General features: G+C 49.6%; 19 protein-coding genes. 11 read left to right on the forward strand and 8 right to left on the reverse strand.

Annotation, left to right across the window (positions count from 1 at the left end; genetic code table 11):
* Together DWB84_RS06460 and DWB84_RS06465 are read right to left on the reverse strand one after the other, a co-directional pair.
* On the reverse strand, positions 1 to 349 hold a 349-nt coding region (locus DWB84_RS06460), incomplete at its 3' end, for a hypothetical protein (RefSeq protein WP_187408973.1).
* 10 nt (positions 350 to 359) lie between these two features.
* Positions 360 to 1,532, reverse strand: a complete 1,173-nt coding sequence (locus tag DWB84_RS06465) for a hypothetical protein (protein ID WP_187408974.1) — start codon at positions 1,530 to 1,532, stop codon at positions 360 to 362.
* A gap of 434 nt (positions 1,533 to 1,966) precedes the next feature.
* On the opposite strand from DWB84_RS06465, the gene DWB84_RS06470 reads away from it, so the two are divergent.
* Entirely contained in the window at positions 1,967 to 2,314 is a 348-nt protein-coding gene (locus tag DWB84_RS06470; protein ID WP_187408975.1) for a hypothetical protein, read from the forward strand.
* A gap of 141 nt (positions 2,315 to 2,455) precedes the next feature.
* On the opposite strand, the gene DWB84_RS06475 is transcribed toward DWB84_RS06470, so the two are convergent.
* On the reverse strand, positions 2,456 to 3,952 hold the full coding sequence (locus DWB84_RS06475; RefSeq protein WP_187408976.1) for a carbohydrate-binding domain-containing protein: 1,497 nt from the start codon (positions 3,950 to 3,952) through the stop codon (positions 2,456 to 2,458).
* A 152-nt stretch (positions 3,953 to 4,104) separates the two neighbouring features.
* Between DWB84_RS06475 and DWB84_RS06480 the strand changes: the two genes are divergently transcribed.
* The 5 genes from DWB84_RS06480 to DWB84_RS06500 all read left to right on the forward strand — a co-directional run bounded on the left by DWB84_RS06480 (position 4,105) and on the right by DWB84_RS06500 (position 7,943).
* A complete protein-coding gene (locus DWB84_RS06480) occupies positions 4,105 to 4,530 on the forward strand; it encodes a hypothetical protein (protein ID WP_187408977.1) in 426 nt (141 codons plus the stop codon).
* Positions 4,531 to 4,541: 11 nt separating this feature from the next.
* A complete protein-coding gene (locus tag DWB84_RS06485) occupies positions 4,542 to 5,141 on the forward strand; it encodes a hypothetical protein (protein ID WP_187408978.1) in 600 nt (199 codons plus the stop codon).
* A 240-nt stretch (positions 5,142 to 5,381) separates the two neighbouring features.
* Complete coding sequence (locus DWB84_RS06490; RefSeq protein WP_187408979.1) at positions 5,382 to 6,605, forward strand: lytic polysaccharide monooxygenase; 1,224 nt, start codon at positions 5,382 to 5,384, stop codon at positions 6,603 to 6,605.
* A 583-nt stretch (positions 6,606 to 7,188) separates the two neighbouring features.
* Positions 7,189 to 7,653 (forward strand): hypothetical protein, encoded by a 465-nt coding sequence (locus DWB84_RS06495; protein ID WP_187408980.1) that lies wholly within the window; start codon positions 7,189 to 7,191, stop codon positions 7,651 to 7,653.
* Positions 7,650 to 7,943 (forward strand): hypothetical protein, encoded by a 294-nt coding sequence (locus DWB84_RS06500; RefSeq protein ID WP_187408981.1) that lies wholly within the window; start codon positions 7,650 to 7,652, stop codon positions 7,941 to 7,943. The genes DWB84_RS06495 and DWB84_RS06500 overlap by 4 nt, the downstream gene beginning before the upstream one ends.
* A gap of 665 nt (positions 7,944 to 8,608) precedes the next feature.
* On the opposite strand, the gene DWB84_RS06505 is transcribed toward DWB84_RS06500, so the two are convergent.
* Positions 8,609 to 9,145, reverse strand: coding sequence for a hypothetical protein (locus DWB84_RS06505; protein WP_187408982.1), 537 nt, complete (start codon positions 9,143 to 9,145; stop codon positions 8,609 to 8,611).
* Here DWB84_RS06505 and DWB84_RS06510 point away from each other — a divergent pair.
* Complete coding sequence (locus DWB84_RS06510) at positions 9,132 to 11,525, forward strand: RICIN domain-containing protein (RefSeq protein ID WP_187408983.1); 2,394 nt, start codon at positions 9,132 to 9,134, stop codon at positions 11,523 to 11,525. The genes DWB84_RS06505 and DWB84_RS06510 overlap by 14 nt on opposite strands.
* A 229-nt stretch (positions 11,526 to 11,754) precedes the next feature.
* On the opposite strand, the gene DWB84_RS06515 is transcribed toward DWB84_RS06510, so the two are convergent.
* Positions 11,755 to 13,677: a family 43 glycosylhydrolase gene (locus DWB84_RS06515; protein ID WP_187408984.1), complete on the reverse strand. Its 1,923-nt coding sequence runs from the start codon at positions 13,675 to 13,677 to the stop codon at positions 11,755 to 11,757.
* A gap of 16 nt (positions 13,678 to 13,693) precedes the next feature.
* Entirely contained in the window at positions 13,694 to 13,915 is a 222-nt protein-coding gene (locus tag DWB84_RS06520; RefSeq protein WP_187408985.1) for a hypothetical protein, read from the reverse strand.
* A gap of 361 nt (positions 13,916 to 14,276) precedes the next feature.
* Between DWB84_RS06520 and DWB84_RS06525 the strand changes: the two genes are divergently transcribed.
* The 3 genes from DWB84_RS06525 to DWB84_RS06535 all read left to right on the forward strand — a co-directional run bounded on the left by DWB84_RS06525 (position 14,277) and on the right by DWB84_RS06535 (position 16,334).
* Complete coding sequence (locus DWB84_RS06525; RefSeq protein WP_187408986.1) at positions 14,277 to 15,188, forward strand: alpha/beta hydrolase; 912 nt, start codon at positions 14,277 to 14,279, stop codon at positions 15,186 to 15,188.
* 99 nt (positions 15,189 to 15,287) lie between these two features.
* The gene (locus tag DWB84_RS06530) at positions 15,288 to 15,794 is read left to right on the forward strand and encodes a hypothetical protein (RefSeq protein ID WP_187408987.1); all 507 of its coding nucleotides are present in this window, start codon (positions 15,288 to 15,290) and stop codon (positions 15,792 to 15,794) included.
* A gap of 330 nt (positions 15,795 to 16,124) precedes the next feature.
* The gene (locus DWB84_RS06535) at positions 16,125 to 16,334 is read left to right on the forward strand and encodes a cold-shock protein (RefSeq protein ID WP_187408988.1); all 210 of its coding nucleotides are present in this window, start codon (positions 16,125 to 16,127) and stop codon (positions 16,332 to 16,334) included.
* A gap of 146 nt (positions 16,335 to 16,480) precedes the next feature.
* On the opposite strand, the gene DWB84_RS06540 is transcribed toward DWB84_RS06535, so the two are convergent.
* Both DWB84_RS06540 and DWB84_RS06545 read right to left on the reverse strand, forming a co-directional pair.
* Positions 16,481 to 18,025, reverse strand: coding sequence for a glycoside hydrolase family 11 protein (locus tag DWB84_RS06540; protein ID WP_187408989.1), 1,545 nt, complete (start codon positions 18,023 to 18,025; stop codon positions 16,481 to 16,483).
* Positions 18,026 to 18,087: 62 nt separating this feature from the next.
* On the reverse strand, positions 18,088 to 19,584 hold the full coding sequence (locus DWB84_RS06545) for a glycoside hydrolase family 11 protein (RefSeq protein ID WP_187408990.1): 1,497 nt from the start codon (positions 19,582 to 19,584) through the stop codon (positions 18,088 to 18,090).
* Positions 19,585 to 20,154: 570 nt separating this feature from the next.
* Between DWB84_RS06545 and DWB84_RS06550 the strand changes: the two genes are divergently transcribed.
* Complete coding sequence (locus DWB84_RS06550; RefSeq protein ID WP_187408991.1) at positions 20,155 to 20,397, forward strand: hypothetical protein; 243 nt, start codon at positions 20,155 to 20,157, stop codon at positions 20,395 to 20,397.
* Positions 20,398 to 20,401 lie beyond the last annotated feature (4 nt).

Consider the following 20,401-nt stretch of genomic DNA (forward strand, 5'->3'; position numbering starts at 1 on the left):
CGAGCACAGTAACAGCCATATGCAATTCCGCTTTACACCCAGTCATCCATGGGCCCCAAAAGGCCCACGTGCGACTCAACGGTGTTGCAAAGCCCCAATGATCGTTGGGCATATTGGTGGAGTTGAAGTGTCTTAGTTTGGAATCCGCTAGAACGTCATGACCCGGCAAGACTCGGGTTTGTTCCACTGACGAAAAGTGTGGACTATGCCTAGGCGCTTTAAAGCGCAACCGGTTGCCGGCAAGATGCAGAGTAGTCCAAGGCGCCCAGGAAAAGCTGGGCCCTTGGGGTACGCAGTAGTCTTCGCGCTTGCGCCACTCCAGCGGCGGGTATTTGAAATAATTACGCATGCCATCAACCTCAGCGCTTGAATTTGTGGCGCAAATCTTCCACGAGGCTTTGGCCCAGCGCGTACACCACACCACCACCGCTAATGGCAGCTACAATGCCGCCCAACATTGGCATGGACACCCCCATTGCCGCTGCCCCAGCCCCCGCTAACCCAACGGGACCCGCCGCTTTAACCAAGCCGTTAATCCAAGCCTGAGCATGGTAGCCCGTGTTGTAAGGGTCGTCGCTATTTTTCAGTCTCAGTCCCGCCACACTGAGCTGACTTACAGCGCCTTGTAGATCCCATCCCGTATCGGCAAAGCTTTCGTTTAATGTCAGCTCCAGTTTGTGCGCCAGTCGCAAAGCGTCGCCGGGCGAGGTGCGAGGATGATAGAGATAGGCGGTATGTCCTTTCAGCGTAATGCCTTTATCCACCAAAATTTGCATGGCTTGGGTCAGCACCACCGAGCCGCCTTTATCTGCCATCCATATCACCCCTTTGGTATTTTTAGCCTGAGCCATACTGGCGGCCAAATGCAGAGCGGAGGCACGGCTGCTGTTTTCCTTAAGGGCGTTATAGCGGATCATGCCACCCAAGCTCTTTTTTCCGGGAGTAAAGTGCAGGTCGTTTTCTCTATTGCGGGTATTGGCGGCGGCGATACCGAGGTGTTTTATTGCCTGAGGCATAACATTTCTAGCTGCATGATCGGCGCTTTTGTATCCCGAATCCGCAACGGCTACTAGGTGGCCTTCTTGAGACGCAACCTTGCCACCCTCAACGTATTTTGTTCTCCATGCATTATTCTCCGTATCAAACCGCGCCCGATACAGCCCCATCCGCGTCTGGTCGCGAATCTCCTCAGTCGCCTCATAATAATTCGCATCCAGTACCAACTCCGTCACGTGATATTGGCCGACAATGCCGGGATAGACGGTTGCTTTTAAACCCGGGAGAAAAACATAGAAGGCTTGTTCGCCCACAGCATTTTTAGGGCTGCCAAAAGGGCGGCAATAGACATTGTTTTTCCCCTGTAAGCCGGTGGTTAAAGCCTGCAGCTCTTTCACCGCAATGCGAGCCCAGTGGTTGCCGCGCAGTGCGGCCTGTTCTAGGCGTCTGTAGGTGTTGTGAAGGCCTGGGTGGATGGTGACGCGTCGGCCAGCGGCTGCGCCGGCGATGGTGGGGTAGTCCTTATAAAGGCTCATAACTCCTTGCTCCTATTTCATAGTCTGTGTCTCTGCAGCATGCTGCGGTTAGCTGCCGCTGGGGATGGTAAGGGAATTTTTCGCGAGTGTCATGAATGAAAAGCTCAATCTGACGGATCGCCGTTTCCTCTGGCCCCATTTGTGGCGAGATATTGTTCAATATTCCCCCGCAGGCCGCTTGTCATGCTGCAGTGTCAGCCCATGCGCAATAAGGGGTAATCATTAAATTGGTTAACTTGGTTTGCAATAACAAAGGGGGCGGGGAACACTTTATGGTAAGACCCCTCTGCATCGAATATGCTGGCGCTATATCACGTTACGGCTCGCGGCGGAAAAATAGGTCAGGGGAAAAGATTCTGCCTATAAATTTGGCTCTGCAATACAATTGGAAAGTAAGGAATAAATGTCAGTAATTTAGGCAGTGGACCGCGACTATGATTATCAGAGAAATTAGGCGCGCCATTGCGAATGAATACGCTTGGCCCGGCCAAGTTAGTGCAGATAAAAAAGCCGTTAAACTAGACAATATTACAAATTACATTGGACATTATGTGACGAGCGCTGGGTTGGAATTTTGCGTGAGCGAGGCCAAAGAAGGTTTAATGCTCGCGTATGAAGGTCAGCCGCCGCTATTCATTTATCCGTCATCGCCAGTTGAGTTTTTTACACCTGCACTAAATGTTGTTGTTCGTTTTGAGCTTGATAATAGCGCGCATGCAAGTGCATTAGTCATTCTTCAAAATGGAAATCAAATGAAAGCTTATCGTGCGGAGTTGAATTGAATAAAAGGGTCAGATTATTCGACGAAAAAGGGATTTATTTTGGGTGTATTGAGAAAGAGGTGAGCGAAATCCGATAAATAAATCTGGCCAAATTTCAATAAATAGGGGCGAGCCGATTTTTCGGTCGCCCCCTTTTTTTAATCAAGGCACCAAATTAGCAAAAAATTGAAACACGTCCGGCAGCACCAGCGGCACCATGCCGGCGTGGTCGGCGTTGACTTCTTTATAGGTGACGTCAAATTCCCGCGCTTTAAGCCAGTCGCGCAATACTCGGCTGCCGGTCAAAGAGGGCGTGGCGCCGGTGCCTTCGGTCACGAGTAGCGGCATGGTGCTCAGGTTTTCCCAGGGGTAACCCTGCTCCTGCACAAAGGGGCCGGACATAGGCGCCAAACCTGCCCAGTAGCTGGAATATTTCGCGCCTATGTACCAGGTGCCGCCGCTGCCCATGGAGTGCCCGGTCAGGAACATGGCTTTGTCGTTAATTGGGTATTCGCCGCGCACCAATTCAATAACGTTGATAACGTCTCGCTCGCTGAGGGCTTCTGCGGCTCGTCGCTCCTGGGTGATGCTGGCGAGCATATTCGCCGCCTCCTGGGGTTGGCCAAACACGGCTGGTAGGCGAAGCATGGTGCCGTACGCGCCGCCGTAGCCCAGCGCCGACGCCAAAATAAAGCCATGTTGCTCCGCCAGCCTCGCCATTTGCCGGTTATTTTGATCGACATAAGAGTTTTCATCGTTGCCCGCGCCGTGCAGGAACACCACCAAAGGCAAGGCGCTGACGCCGTCCCAGCTGCTCGGCACCACCAAGCGATAACCCACCTGCGCGTTGACCTCTGGGAAGTAATAACTGCGTCTTTGATCACCCTTCGCCCGCCAACCTGAAGCGCCTGGTCTCAAAGTGTTTTGCGCAAACGTACGCGCTGCCTGAATTTGTTGGGCGGAGTCCAGCATGGTGCCAAATGCCACTGGCGTGGGTGCGCTCAGTTCACCGGTGTAATTACCAATATGCAGCCAATCGATCTTCGCGCCGGGCAGGTCGCCAACGCTAAGGCGAATAACCTGCAATCCAGGCTCTAAATGAATAGCGCCCAGAGCAATCGTTCTAAAAGCGGCATCCTCGCCCGAATAAGGCACTGCTACAGTTAACAGATGTGTGTCGCACTGGCTTAGCTCCAGTGTGCGGCCAGCGCCCGCCGCGCCAACTTTTGCGACCACTTGGTATTCGCCTGCAGCCGCAACATTAACGGTGTATTCCAGATACTCGCCCGCATCCGTGTTGACCACCGCATAACCCCCGTTGATTGCGGCAATATCCACCGCCGTATCCCGATAGGCGCCGCCCTGGTTCTGCGGCGTGGAATCATAAAAGCCTTCCAGGTCGAAATTTTCCGCTTCCACGCGTCCAGGCAGCTCAATTGGTGTGCCTTGCCAAGCGTTGGCAGCGACACCTGGGCACGCATGATTCGATCCACCTGAGCTGGAAGACGAGCTTGATGAAGATGAGCTGCTGGAAGACGAAGAGCTGCTTGAAAAGGAGCTGGAAGAAGTGCCGCCATCACCGCCGCAACCGCTCAGCGACAATATAAAAGCCAACAACAAGGGCGACGCGCGACCTCGAAATGTGTGGAGATATGTCATGCAAAATTCCTTTATGGTGAGCGGCACGGAGATAAAGAGGGATTGTAAAGGTCGGCACAATCGGGTTCAGTTACGCAATGCACAGGCTTTAACAAAATATTGAAGTTGAGTGTTATCACGGGTTATGCCACGTCCAAGCAGGAGATCAGCAATTGAAAAATAAAACATTATGTGATGTGGTCGAGGCCGGGCCGGAGCAGTTGGTTATTAAATTAGCGCGTTCAGATAAACCAGTTGTTGTGCCCGGATCAGTGTTGGAGGCTCAATTGGAGCTGCAGAACGGTTGGGTGCTGATCCTTACGACGGAAAACTCTCCTTATGATGAGGCGCTGCATCTAACTCTGTTGGACAAGAATTTTGATGTTCTTGATCAGGTTGAACTGTCTGAAGATATGACGCCGGGAATTGTTAAAGACATTAAGATTATGGACGGTGAGCACCTTCAATTCATGTTTAATCGAGCGGAGCCATATGTTTTGGGTGTTGATGTAAAAGGTTTTTTGTTGCCCAAAGGTTCTGGGTGTTTGAAGAGAGATTTTGCGAAAAAGTTTGGCAAAAAATATTTGTATATTGAATAGGAATCAGAGGTGTGGGGGCGTTCACTCTGATTTTTTTGGCCGTAGGGCTGAAGGCCCGCAGCTTCCATCATAAATTTGAGGAGTTTAAATTCTATGCATTGGCGAACACATCCACATCTACAAAACAAACTTCATCCTCTGATCTGCAAGTCATAATTCATGAAGGCGGGCCGCGTGTCACGCAAAAATATCCGGAAGCGGTTTGGGTCTCAATTACAGCGTGTGAAAATAATGTATTTCAAGGGCGCGTCCTCAACGTTCCTTCGCAATTAGATTCCATAAAACAAAATGACATTATCAGTTTTCTTGCGAATACCGGCGGGCAATATGCGGTAATGACCACCGCGAAGTACCTGCGCGAAAGACCACAGTGGAAAATACATCCGTGTTCAAAATGCGGTTTTTCAGAATTATTCGATGTACCTTCGGATCTGGTTCGTGCAACCTTTCCATCTTTGTCTGATGATGCATTAATCGATGCCTTCACTACATTCTGCCCACTGTGTGATGGAACGCCGGTTGTTGAGCCACTCCGCTCGCTCCGCTGGTGGCAATTTGCAGCTGGTCGGCAATCAGGTGAAAACGAAGGTGGAAATGCAGATAAATATTAGGAAATTAAGTCAAAGCGGAAATGTAAGTACCAACTTTTATGCTGCTCCGACTGCATCGTAATCAGCGCACAACCTAAATCACAACAGCGAAGAAACTAATACCGCAATAAGATCTCCAAGTCCTCTGGTGCACTGCGTCAAGGTAGATAAATTTTCCAGCAGTTATAATAAAAATTCTGCTTAGACGCAAAAAACTGAAATCCAATTCGGTTACTACTTAAATTAAAGCTAGAGGTATTTATGGCTCGATTATCCTTAAAGAATAAGATAAGTGCGGCTGCAAGTGTCGCTGCGCTTGCGGCATTTTCAACGACGGCTTTCGGCCATGGATTAATGGTGGATCCACCTGCGCGCAACGCATTTTGTGGTTATTTGGAAAAAGCGGATCAGGCGGTAACCCCGGCTTGCGTGGCTGCGGCGCAGGCCGATGCCAACGGCATGTACCAATTTATGAGTGTCTTGACGCACGACATAGGCCGCATGGGGGGAACATCGAAGAATGTGTGCGGGTTCGACAGTGAAACTTGGCGGGGCGGTGCGACGCCTTGGGATCATCAGTTCGATTGGCCAACAACCGCAATTGGTAGTGGCCCCTTGACCATTACCTGGGATATTTCATGGGGTCCACACTACGACGACACTGACGAGTTTCGCTATTGGATCACCAAGGCCGATTTTAATTATGTAGTCGGCGGTAATTTAACGTGGGACGATTTTGAAAGCTCGCCTTTTTGTGTACTCAAATACAGTGATACCAATCCGGGTGCAAATCCGGCGGTAGTCGCTGATAAAGCAAAAAGTTTATTTCATACAACCTGTACTGTGCCGGAGCGCTCCGGGCGCCATATTATTTATGGTGAATGGGGTCGCAATCATTTCACCTACGAGCGTTTCCACGGCTGTATGGACGTAGTGATTAATGGCAGTGGTGGCAATCCAGGTTCGTCATCCAGCAGCTCCTCGTCGAGCTCCAGCAGTTCCTCTTCTGCTAGCAGTTCATCATCGAGTAGTTCGTCATCGTCTGGAGTAGCGAGCAGTTCCAGTTCTTCATCGTCCAGTTCGTCGAGTTCGTCTTCATCGTCCTCAAGTTCGTCATCAAGCTCAAGTTCTTCTTCGAGCTCGAGTTCTTCTTCAAGCTCTGGCGGCAGTGGTCTTGGAGGTCTCGCTTGCGATTATGTGATCTCGAACGAATGGAACACGGGATTTGTTGCTGAAGTGCGCTTGACCAATATCGGAGACTCGCTGATTAATGGTTGGAGCGTGAATTGGACCTATAGTGATGGCTCCGCCATAACCAACAGCTGGAACACCACCCTCGCAGGCAATAATCCCTATACCGCGAGCAATGTCAGCTGGAACGGCAATATCCTGCCAGGCCAGACCGTCACCTTCGGAATGCAAGGCAATAAAGGAAGTGAAAATGCGGAATTACCGCAACTGCAGGGAGAGCTCTGTACGCGATAAAAAAACGCCCGGCGAAGCAATTCGCCGGGCTTGTATTCGGTAAATAAAACTCCCGCCTTTTCTGCTTATTTCTCTGTTTTTGCTCGGCCAAGATTCGCAATTAGATTCCATAAAGCAACACGATACCATCAGTTTCCTGCGAATATCGGGTGCGATATGCGGTAATGACCACCGTGACGTATCTGCACGAGAGGTCTTAGTGGAAGCTGTATTGAAAATGCGGTTCACAGAATTATCGATTCACCTTCCTGTCTGGTTCGACACACCTTTTCATCTTTGCCTGATGAGGCGTTAATGTAGAGCTGCTCCGCTTGCTCCGGCGGTGGCATTTCGCTGCTGGCCGGCAATCAGATGGAAATCAAGATTGAGTTATAGAATGACGGCTGGCTGAGTTGATCAACGGAGGAAGAGGACTGAAAAGAACTTGTTTTAAGTGGGCGTTTAAGTGGGCATATACGCTTGCGTAGGGGAGGAGCTTTTGGAAAAGGTTATACGACGGTTGGTTGAGAGGTAAAGGCCATGGAACTATTGGATTTAAGTTGCATTCGTGACTGAATTTATCTGGATAAATAAGGAGTGAACTGTGGAGCAATTTAAAACATTAGAGGATTTGAGGGACTATATAAAAACCCTGGGTAATTTTTATGCTCGTCCCACAGAACGAGGGGCGCACCCGACTTTATATCTCAATTCGGGAGAAAAGGGGGTCATACAGGGAGTGCGTAAGCGTGATTACATGTTCTCAGCTGATGAGCAATGGGTTCTTCCCTACAGCAATATGGGTTTATCGTTTTCTGCGCACTGGCAACATTTGAAGCGTATTTACAGGCTCAAACAGAAAGTTACCGGAGGAAAGCAGATAGATGTTTTTTGGGTGCTGGAAAAGGCAGATATTCCAGAGGGATTGGAATTTCAGCAGGATCCAAAAGATTCGCAACACTATCTTTTGGTGGTAAAAGAAAAGATGCATGTTAGCGAGCTTGTGAGGAAGCTCAAATGGATAGCAGATAGAATGTCTAAGATTACCAGTGCGGAGAAGGTCTTATGATCGAATATAGATTCCCAGAAGAAAAGTCCATCCTCTTGCATTACGCCGAAAAGATGCAAGCAGAATTGGCAAAGCAAATAATTTTGAAAGGAAGCGTGGCTGATAAAAAAGAGGCTAGGGTGCTGTCTGAGTTTTATTGGTGTATGGTTGATGCGGCCGTGGCTGATGAAGGTAACGGGATTCCTGTATTAGAAGCAGAAGGTGTTTCTGCTTGGATGGAATATATCTTCCATTCTTTAAATGGCTACTTGGTAAGCAATGGATATGCTGAAGAATGGGATGCTGAATAGGGACGGTGAGGCCGTTGGCCTCGCCTTTTGCGTTGGAAGTTAGGTTGTGTAGTTTAAGAGCTTGCTATGAAAATCTTGAGCTTTCTAGGGGTTAATAATTTTTCAGAAAAATAGGGGCGGTGAGAAAGTTATGCTAAGAGATGTGTGATCAATTAGCACGAGCCTCCGTCTGTCGGTTACGGATGATGGAGCATTAGTGCACAGCTCGAACCCGGATAAGTTTGTTAAGAAAAAAGGAGAATTTTTGGAGGCTTTGACAGAGACTAGTGTCTCAATACTTGAAAAGTATGAACTAAATATCGAACAGGAACTAATTTTGAGGAGAAATGGCGCTAGCCTGAGCAGACTTAAGAGCCTATTCAATTGTGATGATGTTAAAAGTGCTATTCGATATTTTTCTGGCGCAATCGAGCAGGCAACCGATTTAAATAGAGGGGCTGTGGACAATATAAGGTGGACCGAAGATTATATACGAAGGCTGGTCTATAGTAATTTGATTACTTCATTGGAAACTTTTCTTTCAGACTTCTTGCTTGCCTATGTGCGTTGAGATTCCGATAGTTCACAGAAATGGTGTTAGAGAAGGATGTAAAAATCCAGAGGTATTTTCTAAATATGATGTTTTGGAGTTGGCAATAATGATACAGGATTTTGTTATTGATATTTTAGAAAAATAATTGCAAGAAATCTAAATGAATGAAAATCTTGATTGCCCAATAGACCTTGTTGCGGTAGTTGTGGCTAGCGCCTATGTGACCTCGTCCGTCGTTATTTCCAAAATAGGCACATTCCGAACATACCTGCTCCGCTAATTTTTGAAATGTTTTCCTCATGGTTGCTTCCGGGATGCACAGGATGTGAATTGCATAGCGAAACCGAGATTGTAGGCCATGGGATAATCCTCCAATACGAATAACGGACCGTTTGGAGCGAACAATGAAATCCTTGAATCTGGCACTTGCGGCTTTGGCGGTGGTGCTTAGCGGGTGCGGTGGCACCGCTGGCTCATCTTCTAATAGTTCATCCTCCAGCAGCTCGTCTTCTAGCAGTTCATCATCCAGTAGTTCATCTTCAGCGGCTTCTTCTTCAACGAGTTCTTCGTCGAGCAGTTCCAGTTCGTCCTCTTCATCGGGATATGCCGCCAGTGCCAGCGACGCGCTCACTACTGAGGCTTTGTCGGACCGTTCGGTGGTATTCGACACAAGCGCGCCGGGTATCAATAAATCCGTTCCCATCTGGGGTTTGGATACGGCCTGGGTGAGCGAAAGTAATATTCGGCGCGGGGTTGCTTTTATGGGCGCTGAGCGGGTGGATGTGGTGCGCGTGTCGTTTACGCCTACCGCCGCGCTGGTGAATGGTCAATTGCAGTCGGAGCAGTACGCGTTGCTGAATCAGCGCCTGGATTATGTGGATTTGGTCGGGCCACATGCGGCAGTGATGTTGAATGCGGACCCGCCGAAGGTGGATCCCTGGTTCAAGGATTCCAATGGCAACACCATAGCGTCGCGTTGGGCGGAGTTGATGGATGTCACAGCGCGCCGGGCAGAAGAGCGCGGTCGCACGGTGATTGCTGCAGCGCCGTTTAATGAGCCGGATTACTCAACCCATCAGGGCTCCATGCAGGCCTTTTACGATGTGGCGGGGGAGCTTGCGCAGAAATCCCGCTTTCGGAATGTACGTATCACTGGCGGTAATACCTTAAGCGCGGATGCGGCTGCTCCCTGGTACAACTTTTTGAAAGGCCGTTTGCACGAGGGCAATACCCATCAGCTCAATGGTAGTTTTGCCAACTACGCGGGGTTTTTCCAAACGGTGGTGGCCAATGGTCACCGCGCCGTGAATGACGAACTGCACAATGTGATGGAAGCCATTGTGGGCGTTGAATACGGCATGCAAACCGGGATTTGGTGGGGCACGGCGGAACGCGCGCGAGGTGAATTTGTAAAAGCCAGCGACGGCAAACGACTGGCTTACGCAGAGCACCGCCCCAACTGGACTGCAGCCGCTGTATATCGCGCACCTGATGGTCAGGTACAGGCATTTGCGGGTGCCTCGGAAAGACAGGCTACAGATACGACCTACCGTTTTGTGGCGAAAGATCGCGACGTATTTTTTGACGGTCACGGCCCGCAGCGCGAATACAACATTTTTGTGCCGGGCGGCACCGGCTATTGGGAAAACCAACCCAACGCCGAAAAAGTGGTGAATATCACTTGGGGTGAAGATATCCAGCCGCCCATCAACGGGCGCTACATTCTGGTCAATCGCAACAGTCAGAAAGTATTGGAAGTCGCGGATAACAGCACTGCTGATGGCGCCAATATTCAGCAGGGCAATTACACGGGCGCGGGCAATCAGCAGTGGAATATCGCACCGCTGGCACCGCGCAATGGAGGTGACTACAGCTACTTTAGTTTGAAAGCAGCGCACAGCGGCAAAGTGCCGGATGTGTTCGATTTTTCTTTGGCGGACGGCGGCAATATCGCGCAGTGGAGCGATTTGAACGGCAATAATCAGCATTGGTATTTGGAATACGCGGGCGATAACTGGTTTTATGTGTGCAGTCGTCTGAGCGCAAAATGTTTGGATGTGGAGGGTTCCAATACCGGCCACGGCGTTAACGTGCGGCAGTGGAGTCGCAACGGTGGAGAAAATCAGCAGTGGCGCTTGCTGCCGGCAAATGCCCCGCTGGAATTTAATCCGCCCAGCGCGCCTACCGAACTTGCGGCCAGTGCCAATGCCCATTCCATCCGTTTAAGCTGGCGTGCCAGCCCGGAAGCGGATGTAGCGGGCTACACAATTCTGCGCGCGGAATCCGCCGCAGGTCCCTACAACACCATCGCCCGGAATGTTGACGCAACTGCGTTTGTCGACAACACCATTAAGCCGGGACAAACCTATTTTTATAAAGTGCGCGCCGAAGATAAGTCGTTAAACCGCTCTGCTGCGACCACTGCAATTCAGGCGCAAGCGTCGGGTGGCCGCGCACTGCTCGCGCATTTGCGTTTCGACGGCGATTTATCCGATAGCAGCGAAAACCTGCATCACGCTGCCGCCAGAGGTACGGTGACCTTTGCGGCTGGCAGAAAAGGCAATGCGATCCAGCTCAACGGCAGTGACAATTTTTTGAAATTATCCAGCACCATTTCTCATCAGGACGCCATTACCGTCACAGCATGGGTTTATTGGAATGGCGGCAATGCGTGGCAGCGCATTTTCGATTTTGGCAACAGTGAAACCGAAAACGCATTTTTAACCGCTGCCGCAGACAACGGCAGACTGCGTTTTGCCATCAACCGCGGCGAAGGTGAGCAGCGCCTCAACGCTGGCACTCTGCCAACACGACAGTGGACGCATGTTGCGGTTATGTTGGATGCATCCGGCGGACGACTGTACGTCAATGGCAGCCTGGCGGATCAATCGAGCGCAATTACCGTAAAACTCACCGATTTTAATCCCGTCATTAACTACATCGGCCGCAGTCAATTTCCCGATCCTTTATTCAACGGCATGATTGATGATTTTCGGGTGTATAACTACGGTTTGAGTGAGGCGGAGTTGGCGGAAGTTATTGCGCAGTAACAAGTTTGGAATGAAGTGCAGATAAAACTAAATAAGCCTCGTCGCCACTTTGATTTTAAGTTTCGCTTTTAAGGATAAATAACATGGACAAAAATATTTTATTTCTTCTTTTTGTGGCGGTCGCCTCGCAGCGTCGGTAGCAATATCTAAGTCGCGGCGGTGATGCTATAGAGAGGAATCCCTAAATCTGGTCGCCGCTCAAAGCGGCGACCATGTCAACCGCTATACCTTATTCAAACTTCCACCAGTTGAATTTAAACAGATTGTCGCCGTTGCCATTGAACACCAGGAAGAGATCGTGGGTTCCGCTTGCGCCGCTCATCGGGCAGGTTACGGTGGTCCAGGACGAGTAACCGGAGACATCACATCTTCCCAACACTGGGCCGTTTAAGCTGTCCAGGCGCAGTTCGATGCTCGCATTGCCGGTCGCGGACGATACTCGTGCTTGGAAGGCTGTCACGCCGCTGCCGAAATTAACGTTCTTAACACTGATGTAATCGCCTCCACTGATGCGCGTGACGTTCTGGCCGCCGCCGGTGTCATTGCAGTTTTCTGTTTTGACGCCGGAGGCGAAGGCGATGGTTTCCGCCTCAACTCGCGCAAACGGGTTTAGCTTGGCGATGGCTTCGGGACCTTCGCCGTCGATCGGCAGTTTCGGAATACTACCGTCGGCGCCGTAGGTAAATTCCTGTACGGCTACAGAACGTTTGAAGTTATTGCCACCGGGCAGCGAGCTGTTGTGATAGAAAAAGTAGGAGCGTCCTTTGTAGTCGACAATGCCGGGGTGGTTGGTATAGGTTCTGCCCGCATCCATTATGTCGCCTTTGTAAGTCCACGGTCCCGTTGGTCTGTTACTGGTGGCGTAACTGATTTTCTCGCTGCCATTACCGCTGGCGGCGTAGATCATGTAGTAGATCGAGCCTCGTTTATAGAGCCATGGTCCCTCGACGAAACCGGATAGGCTGGCGGTCTGGATGCCGCCCGAGTAGCTGATTATGTCTGAGTTCAGTCGCACGTATTGCAGCGTGCCGTTGCCCCAATACATATAAGCCTGTCCGTCATCATCGATAAAGACGGTCGGGTCGATGTTGCTGGTTGGTCCGCGCGCCAGATGCGTGCCAAGAGGGTCGCGGAACGGGCCGATTGGACTGTCGGCAACGGCGACGCCGATTCGGGAGCCGGAGTTGTTGTTCAGTGGCACATAGAGGTAATACTTGCCGTTTCTTTCGATGGCTTGCGCCGCCCAGGCGCTGTCATTGCCCCAACTGAAGGTGCGGTAGCTGGCCGGGGAGCCATGGTCGGTCCAGTTCACCATGTCCGTCGTGGAGTACACCCGCCATTCGTTCATGGTGTAGAAGTTGTTCACCGTGACGTCTTCGTCATGGGTGGTGTAGACGTACAGTGTGTCTCCGAATACCACGGGTGCCGGGTCGGCTGTGTAGTTGGTTTGCACGAAGGGGTTTGTCCCGCGCGATAAGGGACCTGCATCCGGGTCGAGCGCGCCGTCCTGGGAGTAGATGGCAAAACCGCTGAGAGTGCCGTTATCGACGGTGGCTGTCAGCTTGATGCTAAGGTATCCATCACTCACGGTTACGCCTTTGATTAGTCGCGAGTAAGCGGTGTCGTGACCGGCGGTGGCGAATAGATCGAAGTCGCTAAAAAGCGTTTGGTCTTCTACGGTAACACTGAAAATGCGCGCAGCAGCAGTGGTTTGAAACAGCTCGTTAAAATACAGCTCAACATCGTAAGTCGCTGCTATGACCGGTATTTCATAGGAATAATTGCCGTAGCGCTCGGTCTGATACAAGGCGTCGTCATCGGTACCGGCAATGGGGTCAGTCGTTGAATTAACGGAACCCCCGCGATAATACTGATCCGCTTTAAAAGGCACGCCCGCAACCGTTATGGCGCTGCCGCCTGAGTTTATGGCCACCACCAGATCGCCCTGCGCTGAGCTGCCACTTGAACTCGACGAGGACGAGCTACTAGAGCTTGAAGAGCTGGAAGAGGAGCTGGATGCGCTGGTAGAACTGGAAGAGCTGCTTGAACTGCTACTTGAATTGCTATTGTCGCTGCCACAACCAACAAACCACATGCTGGTGGCAACAAGCGCAAGGGATAAGACCCGTTTGTTTGTTATTGATTTTTTCATGATGTAATCGCTTAAATTATTTATTGGTGTATTGAGCGACGATTACCCGTGGGGCGATATCTCCCAAATAAGAATATTTAAGAAAAATCACCAAGGTAATATGCTTCCCCAGTCGCAATGATGCAGCGTGATTCACTGTGACATAATTCCAGTTTTTATCGTTTGCTCTGGATTTATAAGGGTTTTTGTATTGGTGCTGGAGAGTTTTTTTATCATTCTTTCCGTCTTGCCAATGCATGCAAATTACCATTTGCATTCTTTATTTTTATTTAACTAACTGCACAATTAATAAAAAAATTTGCATTCTTTTAACCAGTTCCGTCCTTACACTATTGTCGAATTGCTTGCACCCTGTTCCGTCTCCCAGGTGACCGGTGTGGATTCTGGCTTGGTTTCTAATGGAAAGTATCAATTCGCGCTTGTGCAGCCATTGATTCATGCGGCGCAAAAATCCGGACTAAGGTGGTGTCTGGCTGTGGTGTTGCTAGTTCTGGATTGCCTGCTAGCCTTGGATAAGGCTTAAGGAGTCGGCCAATAGGGCGTCGTCTCTAAGAGCTTGTTTTGAAAGATAAAAATATAGACTGACAAAGGGCTAATTTATGTTGCGATCACTTGCATTGGTCTTTCTGGGTGCATTCAGCTTTACCGCTTTGGCTCAGGATAGCGGCACCAGCGCCGCGAACCGACGCTACTTAAATCAAGTATTTGAGACCACCAAATTTACTGGTGATATCGTCTTTGGCGAAAAGATGAATGACCGGGGAAATAAAAAAGAAAAACTCAAACTCAGAGTCTTTGAACCGGCGGGTGATACTGAGCGCAGACGTCCACTGTTTTTGCTTACCCCCGGTGGTGGGTTTGTCGTCACTGATGAAACCTGGATGAATGAGTTCGCCGAGCAAATCGCCAAAGCGGGTTATGTAGTCGCGCTCAACATGTATCGCCTCTCGACCGATATCAATACACCGGAAAATTATCTGAATGCATTGGCCAAAGCGGTAGAAGATCAAAAAGCCGCACTCGATTATTTGATCAAGGATGCGAAAAATGAAAACCGTTTTGGTATAGACCCGACCGCGATTTTTATCGGCGGCCATTCGGCTGGCGCAATTACGTCCATGCACACCGCCTATTTGGATGGGGACGATCCGCTGGAGCCGAAGATGGCGGAATTGTTCCGTAAAAGAAAACTGCTGCGTGATCCCAAAACTCCATCACCATTTAAAGGAGTGATCAATCTTTCCGGCTTGCTCACCAATCTTGCCATTATCGACCGCAACGATGCGCCCTTACTCACGTTGCATGGCGATGGTGATGTGGTGATTAATGTGGACAAGGACCAGAATATTTTTGGTGCGATCGCCATTAATGCTTATGCCGATATAGTGGGCACTCCAAACGAGCTTTATGTCATCAAAGGCGCACTCCACAACGACACGTCCTTATCACCCATATGTGAAGAGTGTATTCCGCTGATCAAGCGGTTTATGTTTAATCAGTTGCAGAGATAATGGCTTCCAGAAAGGGGAGGTACATGTCGTACCCTCCTCGGCCTAAATTGCACCTTCTTTTGCACAGCAGTTTGTATGTATGTACCTTGTGATAGGAATATGAAAGCATTTCTAACGTTGCTCATGACTATCATATGCATCTCATCCTGCGCCACTACAGGCGTTGGCGAGATGTGCGACCCGGCTATCAATGCGGTTGTTACCGACGTCCTTAACCAAAGCCTGGATCCGGATAGCGAAATCCGAATACCCGATCAAGAGTTAGCTTCAAAGTATGGCTTTGCATTCGTTTTAAAAGAAATAGATGAAAACCGATGCAATATCCATGACGCCGGGTTTTCAGAGCTGGCCAAAGAGCAATTTAAACTCGTCAATAAATCTCAGCTCAATAGCGAAGCGAGTAGACGTGATGGGCAGCTGGTATATGTACGTATCGGGTCGGTTGAAATTGATGGGGATGTTGCACATATCCGAATCGGCGCAAGCGTTAATATTTGGCCGAAAAAGAAGGTCGGTTTAATGTGCTGCTGCATCGGTGATATGGTCTTAGACCGGTCGCTGGACGGATGGGTTTTTCGAGAGTGGGGTCTGGTGCTTTGTGGTTGAATGACTGGAAATCCCGGTGGAAAGTTTTTTCTCCAGGTGGAAATATTTTTATGCTAGAAAAATGATCTGCTTTCTCGCTTGATGGCTGTGGAAAGCATAAGAGGGGTGGCAAGCGAAGCGCTCCACCCCAAAGATAATCCATTAAATTTGTTGACAACTGTAGGAAAGAGCGTAAGCTGCCTCCCCAGCAAGTAAGAAAGCTCATATTTATTCTCTTCATCTCGAACCTGCACCACTCGCAATTCGTTCTGTAGTCTATAAGTAGTCTCAACTTCCCTGCCAAATTTCCCGATTTACGGGTTTATATTTTATTTTCTACAGGATTTATCCATGTCTAATACAGTTATTGGAACCGTTAAGTGGTTTAACGAAGCGAAAGGTTTTGGTTTTATTGAGCAACAATCTGGTCCAGATGTTTTTGCCCATTTCAGTGCCATTGTGGCCAGTGGCTTTAAAACACTGACAGAAGGTCAGCGCGTTCAATTTACCGTTACCAAAGGCCAAAAAGGCCCACAAGCTGAAAATATCGTACCGGTTTAAGCGCCATTAATTGGCCGCCCGATTTGGGTGGACCAATGGTTTTATAAAAAAGGCAAGACGACAGTCTTGCTTTTTTTATGCGTGCTTTAATGCATTGAGATTTACCAAAAAAGCCGCGGTATTCACATAGCACCGCCCAAAATGCCCTAAGACGCCATGCGCCGCCGCACCATCAATAAACCGCTGATTGCCAAAAACCACCAGCCGCTGCTACCGCCGCCAGTGCCGGAATCGCCAGAGCTGGATGTGGTTGAAGAGCTGCTTGATGAGGATGAGGAGCTGCTGCTCGATGAGGACGAGCTGCTTGATGAAGGTGTGTCGTCGATTTTGCGCACGAGTATGGAGCTGAGCGTGCCCTGTTGATCTGGCTCCGGAACAGTGCCGCTAAGCCAAGGCCAGAAATCTGGGAATTCGAGGAAAATCGTAAGGCTACCGTCAGTGACGTCCACTTCAAATGGAGCGGGCTTCCAGAGTGTTTGGTATCCCGCTTCTGCATAAATGTCGAGATCCGTAAGAACGGGTTGGCCTTCAATCCTCACATTGAAAATGCGCTTGCCCGCTTCTTGATAGCGAAATTCCACAAAGCCGAGTTCTACAGAAACCCGCTGCGCGCTCATGGGAATTTCAATTGTGAAATTACCGGTGCGGGCGGATTGATAGACCTCGCTGCCGTCGCCTCCGCTCACTGCTTCCGGATAAATATGCGTGATAAATGTGTAGCCATCTGGCGCGTAATAAATGCCGTCGGCCTCAACGTGGTGACCTGCACCACCCACGTTGATTGCGGCGAGTACATCTGGCGGATTGGACGGGTGCCATCCTTTCGTTTCTTCGGTTACCACGCAAGCCTGATCCTTGTTTTGTATGCCCATACCATCGCCATCGGGATCTGCGCTTATGCTGCAGCAAATGGGCACGCCATCCTGCTCACCGCAGGCAGAGGGTTGAGTGACGTCGGTCACTGTGATGTCGACGCTGCCGCTGCTTTGGTAAGCCTCGGTCTCAAAAATCATGAAATTAAAGTCTTCGAATACCCAGCCTTTGGATTCCCAGGCGGCAAAATGATTGGCAACCGTAATGGTGCCGCTAATTTCGCCCCAGGGTTTTCTGGGGTTGCGCACACTGTAGAGCTGGAAGTTGGCTGAGTTCGTGAGATTGCAGCCGACTATGTCATAGGTGGCTCCGTCGCTTTGGAAGCTGCCAGAACTCCAGCCACCGACACCTAGGCATCTCGAGGGGATAGGGGAGCCATAGGTCTCCACAATAAAAAACTCAGTCCGTCGACCTTTAGTTTTGGCCGAGCCATATAAGGCCAAGAAGGTATTTTGGTCAGGGTTTAAGCCGGGATTAAATGTGCCGGAATATTGCAACGCTTTATAGGGGCTGCCTTCTTGCCAACCGATACCTCCAGCCCACCAGAGGACATTATTGTTCCACTGCGCGGTATAGCGGCCTGCTTCACGCAACCCAAAGGTAAGGTTTTCTGGCGCAGTTGCCTGCGCTAACCAGAGATCATAATAAAAACCGTTGTGCATGCCTTTTTCATTGGTTTTTATATCCCTATTGGCATCCTGAGCAATTGCTGAAGATCCAAAAAGCGCCAACGACAAGCCAGACAGAATAATTTTGCAGGAAAAACACACCAGCTTTAGCTTCGAAAAAAATATCGATTGGTGGCGGAAACGGGTCATTGCGTATCCCTCAATTTTATTTTTGAAAATTATTTATATGCGGTGATTTTCCAGATCTTTTATTAATTCACTGTTCGACGTCGGACGATCAATAAGCTGCTGATTATTAAAAGCCACCACCCACTGCTACAGCCACCACTGCTGGAATCGCCAGAGCTGGATGTGGATGAAGCGCTGGAAGAGCTGCTCGATGATGACGAGCTACTTGATGATGATGTGGCGTCGATTTTGCGCACGAGAATGGAGCTGAGCACTCCTGCGTAAGGGTTGGAAATAAGAGCAATAGAGAGGCTGCCGTCAGCCACATCAACTTCAAATGGCGCGGGCTTCCAGAGGGTTTTGTATCCTGCCTCCGCATAAATATCGAGAGCAACAAGAACGGGATTATCTTCAATTGTCACGTCGAATGTGCGCCTGCCGGCTTCCTGATAGGTCGGCTCCACAAAGCCGAGTTCTACCGACACCCGCTGTTCGCTCACAGGGATTTCAATGGTGGAAGGGCCGTTTCGATAGGATTGATAGACTGCGCTACCACCGCCACCCAGTACATCTGTATCACGAATGGAACCATAACCCGGGACTGTCACATCGCTGACTGGTGCGTAATAAATCCCATCGGCTTCAATATGATATTTGAAGCCGCCCAGATTAATCGCGGCCAGTACATCCGGTGGATTCGGCGCATACCAACCCTTGGTTGATTTCGTTACGGTACACACATCACCATCATTTTGCGTACCTATGCCGTCGCCATCGGGATCCGCACCTATATCGCAGCAAATGGGCATGCCATCCTGTTCACCGCAGTTGAGAGGTTGAGTGACATCTGTCACGGTGATATCGGAACTGCCGCTGCCACTGTTAGCCTCGGTCATTAAAACGATGAAATCAGGAGCGTCGAAAATCAGCCCTTTGGATTCCCATGCATCAAAATGGTTGGCAAGGGTAATGGTGCCGCTGACATCTCCCCAGGGTTTTGGAGGATTGCGCACACTGAATACATACACAGTTATATCCGGGGGTAAGCCAGGATATTTACAGGTAATGATGTCGTAGGTCCCACCGTCGCTCTGGAGGCTGCCGTAAAGCCCTTGGCGGAGGGGGAGGCAGGGGACAGGACTATTAGGGCCGTAAGTCTCTACTATGTAATAAAAAGTCGTTAGATTTTCGGGCCAGGCATGTAACGTCAAGTTGGAATCATGCTGGTTGGGGTCTAACCCGGGATTGAATTTGCCGGAATAGCGCAATGTTTTGTTGCGGCCGCCCGAATTCCAACCTATGCCGCCGAGCCATTGGGTCTTTTCGTTCCACTGAGCGGTATATCGGCCCGCTTCACGCAATCCAAAGGTGATATCTCCGTCGTTCCCACCCGATCGATTTATCCAGAGGTTGTAGTAAAAGCCGTTGTGTATGCCTTCCTCTGTGACTGCTAAATTCCTATCTGCGTCCTGAGCATTCCCAGAAGAAATAAAAAATGCCAACAACGCGCTGGAAATCCCGGGAAAATACACCGGCTTTAGATTCGAATGAAATATCGATTTGGGGCAGAAGCGGACCATTGAGCTCCCTCTTTTATTCTGAAATCACGGCTAGGAGGTGATAATCATGCGGCCAAAGCTACTGCTTATGATTCTTCCTGACCAACATTTGCAGCTCGATTCTAACCTTGAGAAGTAATTTCTAACTTAGATTTTCTCTAATTCGTTACCAGTGTCACAGGAGCGGGCTGTGTGGGAAGATAGCGAAATATTCGCTTAGATGTCCTGATCAATGTTCCACCGAAGAGGGAGGTGGACGTTATGTTGCTGGAGTGGATCTATAATTTGACGATGGCTCAGGATTGGGTTTTCCGATGATGGGTATGTCGGCTTGTGTGTTTGACAAAGGAGAAGAAAGCCATAGGGAATGAATCGGAGGTCTCCTCGGCATTGAAAAATAAAAGCCGCTTAGCGGCTTTTATTGTATCGGCTCACAGGTTATTGGGTTTTACACGTTTCGGCGGCTGACTTTTTCTAACGGTCACAGCTGCTAGGATTGTTAAAAGTCACAGAGAGTCTCAGCGGCCGCGCTAGCGAATATGCTGGATCGAAATTTTTGTTCTTGTAATTCTTAAATAAATTGGCTTGAAAATGAAAAAATACATTTGGATGGCAGTGCTGGCAATCCCACCTTTTGTTGCCATGGAATATGGAGCGCCTAAATGGGTGACCTTTGTGTTGTTTGCAGTTTTTGCGTTTTATGTCAGCACCATCGATCCCAAATATCAAAAGTCGGAAGATAAAGCCATTAGTCCTTTTGTTGTTCTTTTCGTTATTGCGGGCGTTGTGGTGGGAGGTGTACTTTTGGCGTGGGGGAGGGCGTTGATGCGTTAGGTTG

The sequence above is a fragment of the Saccharophagus sp. K07 genome, assembly GCF_014336955.1.
Lineage (GTDB): Bacteria > Pseudomonadota > Gammaproteobacteria > Pseudomonadales > Cellvibrionaceae > UBA5868.

Bases quoted from the DNA above. Each gene is read 5' to 3' on its own strand.
- DWB84_RS06475 (WP_187408976.1), bottom strand. From the start codon at position 3,952: ATGACATATCTCCACACATTTCGAGGTCGCGCGTCGCCCTTGTTGTTG.
- DWB84_RS06525 (WP_187408986.1), top strand. From the start codon at position 14,277: ATGTTGCGATCACTTGCATTGGTCTTTCTGGGTGCATTCAGCTTTACC.
- DWB84_RS06540 (WP_187408989.1), bottom strand. From the start codon at position 18,025: ATGACCCGTTTCCGCCACCAATCGATATTTTTTTCGAAGCTAAAGCTG.
- DWB84_RS06520 (WP_187408985.1), bottom strand. From the start codon at position 13,915: ATGCATTGGCAAGACGGAAAGAATGATAAAAAAACTCTCCAGCACCAA.
- DWB84_RS06490 (WP_187408979.1), top strand. From the start codon at position 5,382: ATGGCTCGATTATCCTTAAAGAATAAGATAAGTGCGGCTGCAAGTGTC.
- DWB84_RS06530 (WP_187408987.1), top strand. From the start codon at position 15,288: ATGAAAGCATTTCTAACGTTGCTCATGACTATCATATGCATCTCATCC.
- DWB84_RS06500 (WP_187408981.1), top strand. From the start codon at position 7,650: ATGATCGAATATAGATTCCCAGAAGAAAAGTCCATCCTCTTGCATTAC.
- DWB84_RS06465 (WP_187408974.1), bottom strand. From the start codon at position 1,532: ATGAGCCTTTATAAGGACTACCCCACCATCGCCGGCGCAGCCGCTGGC.
- DWB84_RS06535 (WP_187408988.1), top strand. From the start codon at position 16,125: ATGTCTAATACAGTTATTGGAACCGTTAAGTGGTTTAACGAAGCGAAA.
- DWB84_RS06550 (WP_187408991.1), top strand. From the start codon at position 20,155: ATGAAAAAATACATTTGGATGGCAGTGCTGGCAATCCCACCTTTTGTT.
- DWB84_RS06515 (WP_187408984.1), bottom strand. From the start codon at position 13,677: ATGAAAAAATCAATAACAAACAAACGGGTCTTATCCCTTGCGCTTGTT.
- DWB84_RS06470 (WP_187408975.1), top strand. From the start codon at position 1,967: ATGATTATCAGAGAAATTAGGCGCGCCATTGCGAATGAATACGCTTGG.
- DWB84_RS06545 (WP_187408990.1), bottom strand. From the start codon at position 19,584: ATGGTCCGCTTCTGCCCCAAATCGATATTTCATTCGAATCTAAAGCCG.